The following is a 15,434-nucleotide window of genomic DNA, read 5'->3' on the forward strand; positions in this document are numbered from 1 at the left end:
TTTGAACAGCCTTAAACTCCTTAAAAATAGAAGCAGGAATTCGACTTTTCAATTCTATTTCAGAAAAGTGATTTGTTCCAAAAATTTCTAGCATGTTATTCATTAAAATACCTCCTAAAAGCAAAAACAAAACAAAAAAATACCTTTTAAAAATATATTAATGGAAATTTTAGCATAATTTTTTTTCAAATACAAATAAAAAAATAAAAATATATAGCAAAATAAATTAAATAAATTGAAAAAAACCTTTAAATAATATATAATTTAAAAGGAAAACTATTATTTATAAAGGAAAATATATGGAAAAAATATATGGAAAAGGAATATACGAAGGGGTAGTAATTGGGAAACCGTTTTTAAAGTATGAAAAGAAAATAGAAATAGAATCATATTCTTTAGAAGATGAAGATATTGAAAAGGAAATTTTAAGATACAAAGAAGGAATAAAGTTTGCACAAAGTAAGTTATCTAAATTAATAAATGATTTAAAAAGTAAAGTTGATAAAAAGGATCTACAGATATTAATTGTGCATTTTGAGATTCTAAATGATTCTGTTATTCTTAAAGAAATAGAGGATATGATTAGAAAGGAAAAAATCAATGTAGAAGAAGTAGTAAAAAAAGTTTTGGGAAAATATATAGACTTATTTTCTAAAAAAACAAATTTACTCTATCAACAAAGAGCTTCAGATTTAAAGGATATAAGAGATAGATTATTATTTGCTCTAATAAGAAGAAAAGAACTTTATAATAATGTAGAGGGGAAAATATTAATAGCCAAAGAGATATTACCATCTGAATTATTAGAATTAGTTAATAATCATGTTGAAATAAAAGGTATTATAATGGAATTTTCAGGAACAACTTCTCATGTGGCAATATTAGCAAAGTCACTAGAGATACCAACTTTCATGGGAGGAAAGGATTTATTTTCTGAAAAATGGAGTGATAAGATTATACTAGATACTTATCACCTTAAGGCAAGGGTTATAAATAACCCTATTCCAGAAGTTATAAGAGAGTATAAAAAATTACAAAAATTTATAAAAAAAGAAGATGAAGAAATTCAAAAAAACATAGACATGCCATCAATAACACTAGATGGAGTTAAAATAAATCTAGATTTTAATGCAGATCAGAATATAGATTTAAATGTTTTGAAAAAAACAAATCCACGTGGGATAGGACTTCTTAGAACAGAGTTTATTTACATGGAAAGAAATAATTTACCAACAGAACAAGAACAAGTGGATATTTATAATAAAATAAGTCAGGAAATTGGAAATGAAAAGCCTATAATAATAAGAACTCTAGATATTGGAGCAGATAAAAAATTATCCTACTGTCCAATGGACGCTGAAGAGAATCCATCCCTTGGAGAAAGAGGAATAAGATTTACTTTAAGAAGAAAAAGGATATTAAGAACTCAACTGAGAGCAATATTGAGAAGCGCTTACGGGAAAAAAATAAAAATTATGCATCCAATGATATCCTCTAGATCTGAGATTTTAAAAATCAAACAAATTTTAGACGAAGTAAAAGAAGAATTAAGAAGCGAAGGATTAAATTTTAAAGAAGATATAGAGACAGGTATTATGGTAGAAGTTCCTTCAGTCATATTTATGGCAAGAGAATTAGCTGAAGAAATAGATTTTTTTTCCATAGGAACTAACGATTTGGCTCAGTATATTTTAGCAGCAGATAGATTTTCTCAAAAAGAAAATGAACTTTATGATTACTATCACCCTGCAGTTTTAAGAGGGATAAATATATTAGCTGAAGTGGGAAGAGAAAAAAATAAAAATGTTTCTGTTTGTGGAGAAATGGGAGGAGAATTAGTAGGAATAGTTATACTTTTAAGTTTTGGAATAAAGGATTTAAGTATGGCTAAAACTTTTATACCTAGAGCAAGAAATATAGTTAGAAAAATAAAATTCAACGATTTGGGAGAATTAAAACATAAAATATTAAACTGTAGAGATTCAGATGAAGTTAAAAAGACAGTGAAGAGTTTCATAGAAAAATTATAAGGATGGGAAATATGAAAAAAATTGAGGTTGAAATAAAAAACAAAGCAGGACTACATGCAAGACCATCATCGTTATTTGTACAAGTGGCCACTGGTTTTGATTCAGAAATAAAGGTTAGATATGATGACGAGGAGATAAATGGGAAAAGTATTATGGGATTAATGCTTTTAGCAGCAGAGCAAGGTAGAAAATTAGAATTAGAAGCAGATGGAAATGATGAAGATGAAATGTTAGAAGCTCTTAAAAAATTAGTGGAAGTAGAAAAATTTGGTGAAGAATAATGAAAATAATTAGAGCTAATAAAATGGGTTTTTGTTTTGGAGTTTCTGGCGCTATTAATTTATGTGAAAATATTTCAGAAGATAGAAAACTTTATGATAAAACTTATATTTTAGGAATGTTAGTTCATAACAAAAATGTTGTAAAGGACATGGAAAAAAAGGGATTTATAACTATTTCTGAGGAAGATTTGCTTTTAAAAAAAGTTAAATTTAATAAAAAAGATTTAATAATTATAAGAGCACACGGGACAACAGAAGAAATTTATGATATACTAAAGAGAAGTGAGATTAAAATTATTGATGCAACTTGTATTTTTGTGAAAAAAATAAGAGAAACATTAATTGAAGAAGAAAAAAATGGAAAAGAAATTATATTTATAGGAGATAAAAATCATCCAGAGGTAAAGGGAATAGTTTCTTTTGGCATGCATGTAAATGTGTTAGCTGGTTATGAAGAATTCTTAAATTTTAAAGTAGAAACAAATAAAAAATATTGTTTGTTGACTCAAACTACTCTAAATAAAGAAATGTTTTTTAAAATCAAAAAAAAAATAGAAAATAACTATGAAAATATAGAAATTTTTAGTAAAATATGTGGAGCAACTCACGAAAGACAAATAGCAGTTGAAAAATTAGCAAGGGAAGTAGACATAATTTTAATAGTTGGAGATTTAGCAAGTTCAAATACTAGAAAATTATATGATTTGTCAAAAAGTATAAATAGCAGAAGTTATTTAATACAAAATAAAAATGAATTAAAAAAAGAATGGTTAAAAAACATTGAAACAATAGGAATAACAGCAGGAGCATCAACACCAGAAAAAATAATATTAGAGATAGAAAAAGATATAAGGGGGAATTTTGATGACAAACATGGATTATAACGAATTTGAGGCACTACTAGCAGAGTACCTACCAGAAGAAGGGAAAAGCGGGGAGAAAGTAGTAGGGACAATAGAAAGTAAAGAAAGAAACTTTACTTATTTAGATGTTCCTAGCCAAGTAACAACAGTTAGAGTGAAAACTGAAGAATTAGAAAAATATAATGTTGGTGATGAAATAGAAGTAATCCTAGTCGGGGAAACACCAGAAGGAGAATTTTTAATTGGTTCTAGAAGAAGAATTGAAATGGAAACTGGATGGCAACAATTAAAAGATGCTTACGAGGCTAAAGAAAAATTAGTTGGAAGAGTAGTAAGAGAAGTAAGAGGTGGATATATATTAGAAATATTCTCTCATCAAGTATTCTTACCAAAATCTCTTTCTGAAACAAGAAATGGACAAAAAATATTAGGAAAAGACGTAGAAGTTTTAATAAAAGAATTAAAAGAAGAAAGAAAAGGTAAAAAAATAACAGTTTCAAGAAGAGACGTAGCAGTAGCTGTAAGAAACGAAGAATTTGCTAAAATAAATTTAGGAGATGTTCTTGAAGGAACAATTTCTGAAATATTACCATTTGGAATAGTAGTAACTCTTGGTCATTTAAGAGGATTTATACATATTTCTGAAATTTCTTGGAAAAAAGCTGAGAAAATAGAAGGATTCGAATTAGGACAAACACTAACTGTAAAAGTTATTCAATTGGAAGAAGAAAAGAAAAACATAAAATTGTCATTAAAAGCTCTAACAGTAAATCCATGGGAAACAGCAAAAGAACAATATAAAATAGGTGACGTTGTTGAAGGTAAAGTTACTAAAATATTACAATATGGAGTATTAGTAGAAATTATGGATGGAGTAGAAGGATTAGTTCATGTTTCTGACTTCACTTGGAATAAAAAGAAAGTAGCTATTTCAGAATTTGCAAAATTAGGAGATTCTTTAAAAGTTCAAATACTTGAATTTAAACCAGAAGGAAGAAAATTAAAATTAGGTGTAAAACAATTATCAGCTGATCCATGGGAAACAGCTGGGGAAAAATATAAAATAGGAACAAAATTAACTGGAAAAGTAGCAGAAGTTAAAGCTTATGGAATATTTGTAGAAGTAGAAGAAGGAATAGATGTATTTATACATCAAGCAGATTTCTGTTGGGTAGGAAACAAGAAATTTGAAAAAGGTCAAGAAATTAATTGTGAAGTTATCGAATTAGATCTTGATGCTAAAAAAATCAAAGGAAGCATTAAAGTTTTAGAAAAAAGTCCTTGGGAAACAGTTATGGAAAACTATAAAGTTGGAGATATTGTTGAAAAACCAATAAAAAATATCCAAGATTTTGGTTTATTTGTAAAAATTGAAGAAGGAATAGATGGGTTTATACCAACTCAATTAGTTTCTAGAGATTATATAAAAGATTTAAAAGAAACATTTAATATTGGAGATTCTGTACTAGGGAAAATAATTGAAATTGACACAGAAAGACAAAAAATAAAAATATCAATAAAAGCTTATGAATTAGAATCAGAAAAAAGAGAACAAAGAGAATTAATCGAGAAATATGGTACTGCAGGGGAATAATTTATCTCTGTAAAAGTTAAAAAAAACTACCTCGCTAAATTTTAGCGAGGTTTTTTATGTTATAATATAAATATAAATTGATGTGGGGTGATATTTATGAATGAAGAAAAATTTAAAGAATTGAAAAAAAATACACCAGAACTTATTATGTTTTTAAAGGGAATGCCAAAGGGTGGAGATTTACACAATCATTCTCTAGGTGGGGGATACGCTGAAATAATTTATGAAGAAGCTATTAAAAATAATGATTTTTATGATCTAAGGACACATAAATTTTTAAATAAAAAAGAATATAAAAATTCAGATAAAAGTGAAAAAATTATATCTATAAAATTATTAGAAAAAAATCATATAGAAGATTATTTTGATAATTATAGTATGAGAGGATTAAAAAATAAAAAAGATGGAGCTAGTCATTTTTTTAATACTTTTACCAATGTTTTAAGTACCAAAATAAAAGAAGAAGAATTAATATTAGAAATTTTAAAAAGAAATCAACTGGAAAATATGAGTTATGTGGAAATGATATCAGATTGCGTACCTACAAATTTAATTGAGAAGTTTAAAGCATCATTTGACATTGACGAGACTTTTAATTTAAAAAAGATTCAAAGCTACTGTAAAATTTTGGGAAAAAATATAACAAAAGAAAATATGTCTAAATTAAATTTATTTTTAGACAATAGAGAAGAATTTTTGAAAAAAAATGGAATAAGAGATGTGGAAGTTGGGTATATGCCATATTTAAGAAGAATGACTTGTGATTTGGAAGTTTTCTTTATAGAGGCTTATTTATTTATTTTGTCATCTTGTTGGGATTCTAGGATTGTTGGGGTAAATGTAGTTGAAATAGAAGATTCTTTAGGAGCTAGAAGAAATTTTCAAGGACAGCTTAAAATATTAAGATATTTATATGAATATTTTAATATTATGTTTCCTAAGAAAGAAATTAATTTGTCAATTCATGCTGGAGAGTTAACTATTGAAAGGGAAACTCTGGAAAATATGCAAGATAGAATTGTGAGCACAATATTTTTAACAAGAAACAAACTAAAGAGAAAATTTCCTATAGCAAAAAGAATAGGTCATGGTGTAAGTGTTCAGTGGGAAACTAAGGAAACATTGGAAATAATGTCAGAAAAAAAGATTCCAGTGGAGATATGTCTAACAAGCAATGAAATAGTTTTGGGAGTGTCAGGGAAAGAACATCCTTTTAATTTGTATAAAAAATACAATGTGCCAATGGTTATTTGTACAGATGATGAAGCAGTTAGTAGGGGAAATATTGTTATAGAATATTTAAAAGCAATAGAAAGATATGACATTAATTATTGTGAATTAAAATGTTTAATTAAAAATTCCTTGGAATATTCATTTTTAGAAGGGGAAAGTTTATATGTTGATAGAAATTGTGAAATATTTAGATCAGAATTTTCTGGAATGAAAACAATAGAAGAGTTAGAAAAAGGGATTGTTGCAAACAAAAATCTAATTTTATTGAATAAAAAGTTAAAAATGCAGTTGGAATTGGAAAAAAAGATATTGGAATTTGAAAGAAACTATTAATATAAAAAGCTTTAAAAAATAAGACTTAAATGGTATAATAGTTTATAAAAAATAAAGATAATAGGAGAAAGTGTAAAAATGAATCAAGAGTTAATTTTAAAGGGGATTATTTTAATTATAATAGGATCTTTAATAGGATGGACTACAAATTATATTGCTATAAAAATGTTATTTAGACCTTACAAAGAGATAAAATTAGGTTTTTTTAAAATACAAGGATTGATTCCTAAAAGAAAACATGAAATTGGGGAAGGAATAGCAGAAGTTGTAGATAAAGAATTACTTTCTTTGGAGGATATAACTTCTAAAATATCAAGTGAAGATATTGAAAAAAGGATTGGAGATTTAATAGATAAAGTTTTAAAAAATAAATTAAAAGATGAAATTTTAAGTTTATTTCCAATGGCAGCTTTGTTTTTAAATGATAGTATGTTAGAAAAAATTAAAGAAGCTATTAAAAATAGTATAATTGGAAATAAAGACGAAATGATAAAGTTATTTATAGAATATTTGCAAGAAAAAGTAGATATTAAGGAAATAGTTATAAAAAAAGTAGATGCATTTTCTTTAGAAAAAATAGAAGAAATAATCTGTGAACTTGCAAAAAAAGAATTAAAGCATATAGAAATTATAGGAGCGATATTAGGCGCAATTATAGGTGCTGTTCAGTTTATTTTAATTAGTTTTATATAATTAAGGAGAATAGTTTTGGATGATAGAATAGTTACAGACAAAGAAATATTAATCGAATCGGATATCCAAAAAAATCTTAGACCTAAGAGATTTCATGATTATATAGGTCAATCTAAATTGAAGGAAAAAATGCAAATTTTTATAGAAGCTGCTAAAAGAAGAGAGAGTTGTATGGATCATATTTTATTATATGGACCACCTGGTCTTGGAAAGACAACTCTTGCTGGAGTTATTGCAAACGAGATGAATGTAAGCTTAAAAATAACTTCAGGGCCAGTGTTAGATAAAGCTGGAGATTTAGCAGCTATTTTAACGTCTTTAGAAGAAAATGATATTTTATTTATAGATGAGATACATAGATTGAATACATCAGTTGAAGAAATATTATATCCAGCAATGGAAGACGGAGAATTAGATATAATAATTGGAAAAGGACCTGCTGCTAGATCAATTAGAATAGAATTACCTAGATTTACTCTTATTGGAGCCACAACAAGAGTTGGATTACTTAGTTCACCTCTAAGGGATAGATTTGGAGTAACTCATAGAATGGATTATTATAATAATTTAGAATTAATGGAAATAATTATAAGAGGTGCAAAGGTATTAGATGTTGCAATAGACAAAGAAGGAGCAAGCGAAATTGCAAAAAGAAGTAGAGGGACCCCTAGAATAGCTAACAGATTTTTAAAAAGAGTGAGGGATTATTCTGAAATAAGGGGAAATGGAATAATTACTAGAAAAACAGTATTAGAAACTCTAGAATTATTAGGTGTAGACAAAGATGGTCTAGATGAATTAGACAGAGGTATAATTTTATCAATTATAAAAAATTATAATGGTGGGCCAGTGGGAATTGAAACTTTGTCCCTTATGCTAGGAGAAGATAAGAGAACAATAGAAGAGGTTTACGAACCTTATTTAGTTAAAAAAGGATATATAAAGAGAACTCCAAGAGGGAGAATGATTACTGAAAAAGCTAGAAAGCATTTTGAGGTTAAGGAGTGATAAATGAAAATAAGTAAAAAAGTTAAATATGGTTTTAAAGCTGTAGCTTTTATAGCCACAGAAACTTCCAAGAATAAAATGGTAAGAATAAAAGAAATTTCAGAAAAGGAAGAAATTTCAATTCAATACTTGGAACAAATTCTATATAGATTAAAAAATAAAAAAATAATAGAGGGTAAAAGAGGACCTAATGGAGGATATAAGTTGTTAGTTAATCCAGAGGAAGTTACTCTATATGAAATTTATATAATTTTAGATGAAGATCCAATGATTATAAATTGTAATGAAGCTTATGAGAATAAAAGAACTAAAGAATGTGTGGAAAAAGATTGCAATTGTATCTGGAGAAAATTGGATAATAAAATGAAGGAAATATTAGAAGAGTATACAATTAGTGATATTATAAAAAATAGAAACATAATTTAGGAGAAAAAATGATAACAGTTATAATACAAAAAGAAGATATTTTTTCAAATGAAATTATAGTGAAGGATAAAAAAGATATTAATCACTTGAAAAATTCATTTAGAATAAAGGAAAATGATAAAATAAGAGCTGTTGATGGTGAAAAAGAGTATATCTGTCAAGTTACAGCTTTAGATAAGAAAGAAATACAATTAGAGATTTTATCAGAAAAAGAACTAGAAAAAAATAATGTAGAAATAGTAGCAGGGATTTCTGTAATAAAAAATGATAAAATGGAACTAACAATACAAAAATTAACAGAGATAGGTATTGATAGGATTTTACCTTTGGAAACTAAAAGAACAATTGTTAAATTAAAGGAAAAAAAAGAAAAATGGGACGTTGTGTCAAGAGAAGCAGTAAAACAATGTCAAAGGATTAAATTTTTAGAAATAGATAATATAACTAAAATAACTGAAGTTTCATATGAAGATTATGATTTAGTAGTAATACCATATGAAAATGAAGAAAATTATACTTTGAGAGAGTTAATAAACAACAGAGAAAAGGATATAAAAAAAATATTATATCTTATTGGTCCAGAGGGTGGATTTTCTGATGAAGAAATAAAACAATTAAAAGAATTGAAAAATTCCAAGGTAGTAACTTTAGGGAAAAATATTTTAAGAGCAGAAACAGCAGCTATTGTGGTTGGGGGAATATTAATAAATGAATTCAAATAAAAGAGTAGCATTTTATACTTTAGGATGCAAAGTAAATCACTATGAAACAGAGAGCATAAAAAATAAACTTTTAAAAGAGGGTTATGAAGAAGTTCAGTTTGATGAAGAAGCTGATTTTTATATAGTTAATTCTTGTACTGTTACGTCAGTTGCAGATAGAAAGACTAGAAATATTTTAAGAAGAACAAAAAAACTTAATAAAAGTGCTAAGGTAATTGTCACAGGTTGTTACGCTCAAACTAATGAAAAAGATCTCTTAAAAATAGAAGAGGTTGATTATGTTGTTGGAAATAGTAATAAAGGTGAAGTTGCTGAAATAATACTAAATATTGACAAAAATGAAGAACAACATAATTATGTATTAAACATTTTTGATGATTCAAAATATAGAGAGTTACAATTTTCAACATTTAGAGAAATGTCAAGAGCTTACATAAAGATACAAGATGGTTGTAACAATTTTTGTTCATATTGTAAAATTCCTTTTGGAAGAGGGAAAAGCAGATCAAGAGAATTTGAAAATATAATTTTAGAGGCAAACAAATTATCTGAAGAAGGATATAAAGAAATAATTTTAATAGGAATCAATCTAGGAGATTATGGAAAAGATTTAAAAGAAGATGTTGATTTTGAAGATTTACTAGAAGCTTTAGTTAAAATAAATGGAATAGAAAGAATCAGAATAGGATCAGTATATCCAGATAGAATAACAGATAGATTTATAGAGATAATGAAAAACAATAAAAAAATGATGCCTCATTTACACATATCTTTGCAATCTTGTGATGATGAAATTTTAAAAAAAATGAAAAGAAATTACGGATCAAATTTAATAAAAGAAAGATTAACTAAGTTAAAAGAAAATATTAAATATATGGAGTATACAGCAGATGTTATTGTTGGTTTTCCAGGGGAAACTGATAAAATGTATCAAAATACAAAAGAAATTATAGAAGAAATAGGTTTTTCTTCCCTTCATGTGTTCCCATATTCAGAAAGAGAAAATACATTAGCAGCAACTTATAAAGATAAAGTGGATTCTAAAGAAAAGAAATTAAGAGTTGGAGATTTGGAAAAAGAATCTAAGAGATTAGGGGAAGATATTAGAAATAAATATATAGGAAAAAAATTAACTGTTTTAATAGAAGAAAAAAAATCTGACGGATTTTTTTACGGATACAGTGAAAATTATTTAAGAGTAAAATTGCTAGGGGATAATTTAAAAGTTAATGATGAAGTTCAAGTAATTATAAAAGGATTAGAAAAGGGGTTGTTAATAAGTGGATATTAGAAAAAAAGCATCGAGAGTCAAATATACTTTATTAGGAGCTGTAATTTTTTTAATAGCGGTTTTAGTTTTAATTTACAGTGTTTTAAGTGACAACAAAGAGACGGAAAAATTAGATAGATATGCATTAATTGGTAAAGAAAATATATTTTTAGTTTATGAAGATAGACTGGCTATAAAAATTCCTTTTGAGATACAAATAGATAAAGATGTTTCTTTTAAAGAATTAGTTAAAGTTAGAAATTACGAGGAAATATTAAAGAGAATTAATTTAATTTTCCCTGAAAAGATAGAAAAATATAAGAAAGTAAAATATGGGGAAATGGATTTAAAAGTAAAAAATGCAAGAAATGTTCCAGAGGTTATGATAAATGATAAAAGACATATACTGACATCTAGTATAGAACCAATGTTTGAAGATTTATATAGGGATAAGAAAACTTCAAAAATAGACAATAAAAGTATAGTGGTAGATATTCTAAACGCTAATGGAAAACCAGGACATGCTAGAAGAACTGGAGAGAAATTAAAATCATTTTTTGGGCTAAAATATAATGCAGCAAATTATGAAACAAATAGTCAGTTTAGTTATATAGTAATAAACGATCTTCATAGAGAAAAAATAGAAGATATATTAATGCAAGTAAATGAAAAATATTTTAAAATAAAAGAAGATGCAACTATTCCAACTTTAGCAAATGTTGTTATAATTTTAGGAAAAGAAAGTAAAAAAATATTTGATGTTGAAGTATTAGGACAAGGGGAAATAGCAAAAAAATATGTAAAAGCATTAAAAAGTGATGGATATAATAGTGTTATAGAAAAAAAGACTAAAATATCAGGAACGGATATTCAAATAAACTATAATAAAGAAGACTATTATACAGCTTATAAAATAGCAAAAAAATTAGGAATAAATAAGATGATTCAAAGGGACGAATTAAAAAATAAAATTGTAGTTATAGCTAATTAAAAATAAGAGGGGAAAGTATGACAAGTGCATTGGTATTGATATTAATTTTTATAATAAATAGTATATCTTTAAGAGTTACTAGCTGTTCTTTAGTAATGCCATACTTATTATATTTATCAACCTATAAAAAAGTTAATAATTTATATTTAATAGCTTTGCTAACTGTAGTCTATTCATTACAGACAGATAAAATATTTATTAATATTTTTATATTTTTAGGTTTTTATTTGATATTTTTATTAGTTCAAAAGAATATTAAATATCAATATTTAAATATTCCTATTTTTTCATTAATACAAATATTCCTGTGGTATGCTATTTTTTTAAAAAAAATTAACGTTATATTTATAATTAATTTTATTTTATGTAGTTTTGCTAATTATATATTTTTAAGAATTCATAACAAAAAAATAGCAGGAGTAATTAAATGAAAAATTCTAAATTTAAAGCATTAGGGATAGATAAATCTAAGAGATATTTATTAACTAAAATTTTTATACTAGTTTTGTTTGGAATTTTATTGATTAGGTTAAGTTATCTTCAAATATACAAAGGAAAAGAATATAAGGACAAGTCAACAAATAATAGAGTAAGATTTATAAGAAATGCAGCTATAAGAGGTAATATATTAGATGTAAATGGAGATATTATAGCCACGAGCAAAATTGGCTACAGATTAAATTATCTTGAAGAAAGAAAAACAACTCCTGAAATTATAAAAAATATAAGTGAACTAACAGGTTATTCAGAAAAATATATAGAAAAAAGAATAAAATATGGTGAAATATCAATGTATACTAGACAAAATATGTTGATAGAAGATTTAAAAGAAAAGGTAGCTCATAAAATTTTTGAAAAAATAGATGAATATCCATATTTAGAAGTTGAAATGTATTATAAAAGAAAATATTTATATCCAAACTCTTCTTCTCATTTAATTGGATATGTAAAAAAGATATCTAATAAAGAATATGAAAACTTAAAGGATAAAGGTTATTCAGATAAAGACACTATAGGAAAAGAAGGCGTGGAAAAAAAATATGATTCTATTCTAAAAGGAAAAAAAGGTTATCAATATTTTGAAATTAACGCCAGGGGAAGAGCATTAAAAACAATCAAAAAAAAGCCTTCTGAAAAAGGTGAAGATATCCAATTAACTATAGATATGAGATTACAAACATTTATAGAAAATGAATTTAAAAAAAGCAAATTAACAGGTTCTTTTATAGCAATGAATCCTAAAAATGGAGAGATATTAACAATGGTAAGTTATCCAACTTATCCTTTGGATGTATTTTCTTCAAGTATTCCTTCAGATGTTTGGAATAAAATTTTATATGATAAAAGAAAACCATTAACAAATAAATCAATTGCAGGGGAATATCCTCCAGGTTCAGTTTTTAAACCTATAGAAGCCTTTGGATTTCTAAATTCTGGGTTAGATCCAAAAGAAGTAAACGAAGGTAGAAACGCTATTTATTCAATTGGGGAATGGTCATGGAAATCTTGGAAAAGAGGTGGACACGGTCCAACTGATTTAAGAAAATCCATAGTGGAGTCAGTAAATACTTATTATTATAAATATGGACATAAGTATGGATCAAAGGTTATAACTAAAGCAGCTAAAAATTTTGGCTTAGGTGAAAAGACAGGGATAGATATTGCTGGAGAAAGAGCTGGGATTGTTCCAAGCCCAGAATGGAAGAAGAAAAGATTTAAACAAGGTTGGTATACAGGAGATACTATAAACTATTCAATAGGACAAGGATATGTGACAGTTACTCCAATTCAAATTGCAAGAGCATATTGTGTGTTAGCAAACAAAGGATATGCCTATACTCCAAAAGTAGTAAAATATATAATAAAAGATTCTGTTAAAGAAAAAACAGTTTCTCATAAATCTTTAGAAGTTAATTATCCTAGAAGATTTTATGATGTTATTGAAAATGCTATGATAGGAGTAGTTGAAGATAAGCATGGAACAGGAAAAAGATTGAAAACTAAAAATTTAAAAATAGCAGCAAAAAGTGGTTCTGCTCAAAACACGCATTTTAAAGAAACTCATGCAGAGATAGCAGGTTATTTTCCAGTTGGAAATCCTGAAATTGTATTTGCAGTTTTACTACAAGGAGCAGGTGGTGGGGGATCAATAGCTGGAGCTTTAACTAAAAAATTTATAGATGAATATCAATTTTTGTACCATGGAATAAAAAAAGAGGGAGAAAATGATAGAAAATAAAGAAGAAAAAATCAATGAAAAAGTTTTAGAGAAAAAAAATGTAAAAAATAAAGAAGAGAAAATGTATATAATTCCTTTAGGTGGATTGGACGAAGTTGGGAAAAATATGACATTAGTTCAGTACAGAGATGAAATAATCATTATAGATTGTGGAATAGGATTTCCAGGGGAAGGATTATTGGGAATAGATGTTGTTATTCCAGATTTCAGTTATGTTGAGAACAACAAATCAAAAATCAAAGGATTATTTGTAACTCATGGTCATGAAGATCATATAGGAGCTATTCCTTATTTATATCAAAAAATAGATAAAGATGTTTCTATATTTTCAGGAAAACTTACTTTAGCTCTTATAGAGGGTAAATTTGAAAGTCACAGAATAAAAAATATTCCTAAATTAAGAGAAGTAAAAAGTCGTTCTAAAATAAAAGTAGGAAAATATTTTGATGTTGAGTTTGTAAGAATAACTCATTCAATTGCAGACTCTTATTCTATTTATGTTAAAACACCAGCTGGAAAGGTTTTATTTACAGGGGATTTCAAAATAGATCTAACTCCAGTTGATAATAATAAAACAGATTTAGCTAGATTTGCTGAGATAGGGGAAGAGGGACTAGATTTATTATTATCTGATTCAACAAATGCAGAAACAGAAGGATTTACACCTTCTGAAAGTACAGTTGGAGAAGCTTTTAAGATAGAATTTCCAAAGGCAAAGGGAAGAATAATTATAGCTGCATTTGCATCGCATATTCACAGATTGCAACAAATAATTGAAATATCAGAGGCTTATGGTAGAAAGATAGCTATTGATGGAAGAAGTTTAATAAGAACATTTGATGTAGCTTCTAAACTAGGATATTTAAAAATGAAAAAAGATACAATGATATCTTTATCAGATGTGGATAAACAAAAGGATAATAAAGTTGTAATACTTTGTACAGGAACTCAAGGAGAACCTAGGGCTTCTTTGTCTAGAATAGCTTCAAATATTCATAAAAATACAAAGGTAAAAGAAGGGGATACTGTAATAATTTCAGCTACTCCAATTCCTGGAAATGAAAAAGCTGTTTCTAAAAATATTAATAATTTATTGAAATATGATGCAGAAGTAATATTTAAAAAAGTAGCAGGAATACATGTCTCTGGACATGGAAGTAGACTTGAACAAGAACTTATGTTTAATTTAGTTAATCCTAAACATTTTATGCCAGTTCATGGTGAATATAAAATGTTAAAAGCACATATAGAGACAGCTATAAGAACAGGAATAAAGAAAACAGATACAGTTTTAGCTTTAAATGGTAGTAAGGTAGAAGTAACAAAAAGCTATGTAAAATTAAAGGGAAAAGTAAGTGCAGGAGCAACATTCATTGATGGATTAGGAGTTGGAGATATAGGACAAACAGTTCTTAGAGATAGACAACAACTTTCTCAAGATGGAGTAATAATTGTTGTATTTACTTTTGATAAGAAGACAGGAAAAATAATGTCTGGTCCAGAAATTGTAACTAGAGGTTTTACATATTCCAAAGATTCAGAAGAAATAATAAATGGAACTATAGAACACATTAACAAGAAATTGGAAAAAATAGAAAAAACAAAGATAAAGGATTGGCAACCAATCAAGAATTTAACAAAAGAAGCTGTTAGTAAATATGTTTATAATAAAACAAAGAGAAATCCAGTTATTTTACCAATAATAATGGAAGTTTAGAAAATAAAAAAGATTAAAATAAAGAGGAGAAAAA

General features: G+C 26.6%; 13 protein-coding genes. All 13 read left to right on the plus strand.

The genetic code is table 11. The features are described 5' to 3' along the window. Positions 1-299: 299 nt before the first annotated feature. The 13 genes from ptsP to GIL12_RS06335 all read left to right on the plus strand — a co-directional run bounded on the left by ptsP (position 300) and on the right by GIL12_RS06335 (position 15,400). Positions 300-2,030: a phosphoenolpyruvate--protein phosphotransferase gene (gene ptsP, locus GIL12_RS06275; RefSeq protein ID WP_163469647.1), complete on the plus strand. Its 1,731-nt coding sequence runs from the start codon at positions 300-302 to the stop codon at positions 2,028-2,030. A gap of 11 nt (positions 2,031-2,041) precedes the next feature. Then, positions 2,042-2,311, plus strand: a complete 270-nt coding sequence (locus tag GIL12_RS06280) for an HPr family phosphocarrier protein (protein ID WP_163469648.1) — start codon at positions 2,042-2,044, stop codon at positions 2,309-2,311. Continuing rightward, a complete protein-coding gene (gene ispH, locus GIL12_RS06285) occupies positions 2,311-3,195 on the plus strand; it encodes a 4-hydroxy-3-methylbut-2-enyl diphosphate reductase (protein WP_163469649.1) in 885 nt (294 codons plus the stop codon). The genes GIL12_RS06280 and ispH overlap by 1 nt, the downstream gene beginning before the upstream one ends. Further along, positions 3,176-4,768: a S1 RNA-binding domain-containing protein gene (locus GIL12_RS06290; protein ID WP_239056072.1), complete on the plus strand. Its 1,593-nt coding sequence runs from the start codon at positions 3,176-3,178 to the stop codon at positions 4,766-4,768. Before ispH ends, GIL12_RS06290 begins: the two co-directional genes overlap by 20 nt. Before the next feature lie 96 nt (positions 4,769-4,864). Continuing rightward, a complete protein-coding gene (locus tag GIL12_RS06295; protein WP_163469650.1) occupies positions 4,865-6,334 on the plus strand; it encodes a hypothetical protein in 1,470 nt (489 codons plus the stop codon). A gap of 78 nt (positions 6,335-6,412) precedes the next feature. After that, positions 6,413-7,027, plus strand: a complete 615-nt coding sequence (locus GIL12_RS06300; protein ID WP_163469651.1) for a DUF445 domain-containing protein — start codon at positions 6,413-6,415, stop codon at positions 7,025-7,027. 15 nt (positions 7,028-7,042) lie between these two features. Beyond that, positions 7,043-8,035, plus strand: a complete 993-nt coding sequence (gene ruvB, locus GIL12_RS06305; RefSeq protein WP_163469652.1) for a Holliday junction branch migration DNA helicase RuvB — start codon at positions 7,043-7,045, stop codon at positions 8,033-8,035. A gap of 3 nt (positions 8,036-8,038) precedes the next feature. Further along, positions 8,039-8,461, plus strand: a complete 423-nt coding sequence (locus GIL12_RS06310; protein WP_163469653.1) for an Rrf2 family transcriptional regulator — start codon at positions 8,039-8,041, stop codon at positions 8,459-8,461. Positions 8,462-8,469: 8 nt separating this feature from the next. Continuing rightward, entirely contained in the window at positions 8,470-9,183 is a 714-nt protein-coding gene (locus tag GIL12_RS06315; RefSeq protein WP_163469654.1) for a 16S rRNA (uracil(1498)-N(3))-methyltransferase, read from the plus strand. After that, a complete protein-coding gene (mtaB, locus tag GIL12_RS06320; protein ID WP_163469655.1) occupies positions 9,170-10,474 on the plus strand; it encodes a tRNA (N(6)-L-threonylcarbamoyladenosine(37)-C(2))-methylthiotransferase MtaB in 1,305 nt (434 codons plus the stop codon). The genes GIL12_RS06315 and mtaB overlap by 14 nt, the downstream gene beginning before the upstream one ends. Next, positions 10,464-11,444, plus strand: a complete 981-nt coding sequence (locus tag GIL12_RS06325) for a LytR C-terminal domain-containing protein (protein WP_163469656.1) — start codon at positions 10,464-10,466, stop codon at positions 11,442-11,444. The genes mtaB and GIL12_RS06325 overlap by 11 nt, the downstream gene beginning before the upstream one ends. 427 nt (positions 11,445-11,871) lie before the next feature. Next, positions 11,872-13,683, plus strand: a complete 1,812-nt coding sequence (gene mrdA / locus GIL12_RS06330; RefSeq protein WP_163469657.1) for a penicillin-binding protein 2 — start codon at positions 11,872-11,874, stop codon at positions 13,681-13,683. Beyond that, a complete protein-coding gene (locus GIL12_RS06335) occupies positions 13,670-15,400 on the plus strand; it encodes a ribonuclease J (protein ID WP_163469658.1) in 1,731 nt (576 codons plus the stop codon). The genes mrdA and GIL12_RS06335 overlap by 14 nt, the downstream gene beginning before the upstream one ends. Positions 15,401-15,434: the final 34 nt, after the last annotated feature.

The sequence above is a fragment of the Fusobacterium sp. IOR10 genome, assembly GCF_010367435.1.
Classification (GTDB): domain Bacteria; phylum Fusobacteriota; class Fusobacteriia; order Fusobacteriales; family Fusobacteriaceae; genus Fusobacterium_B.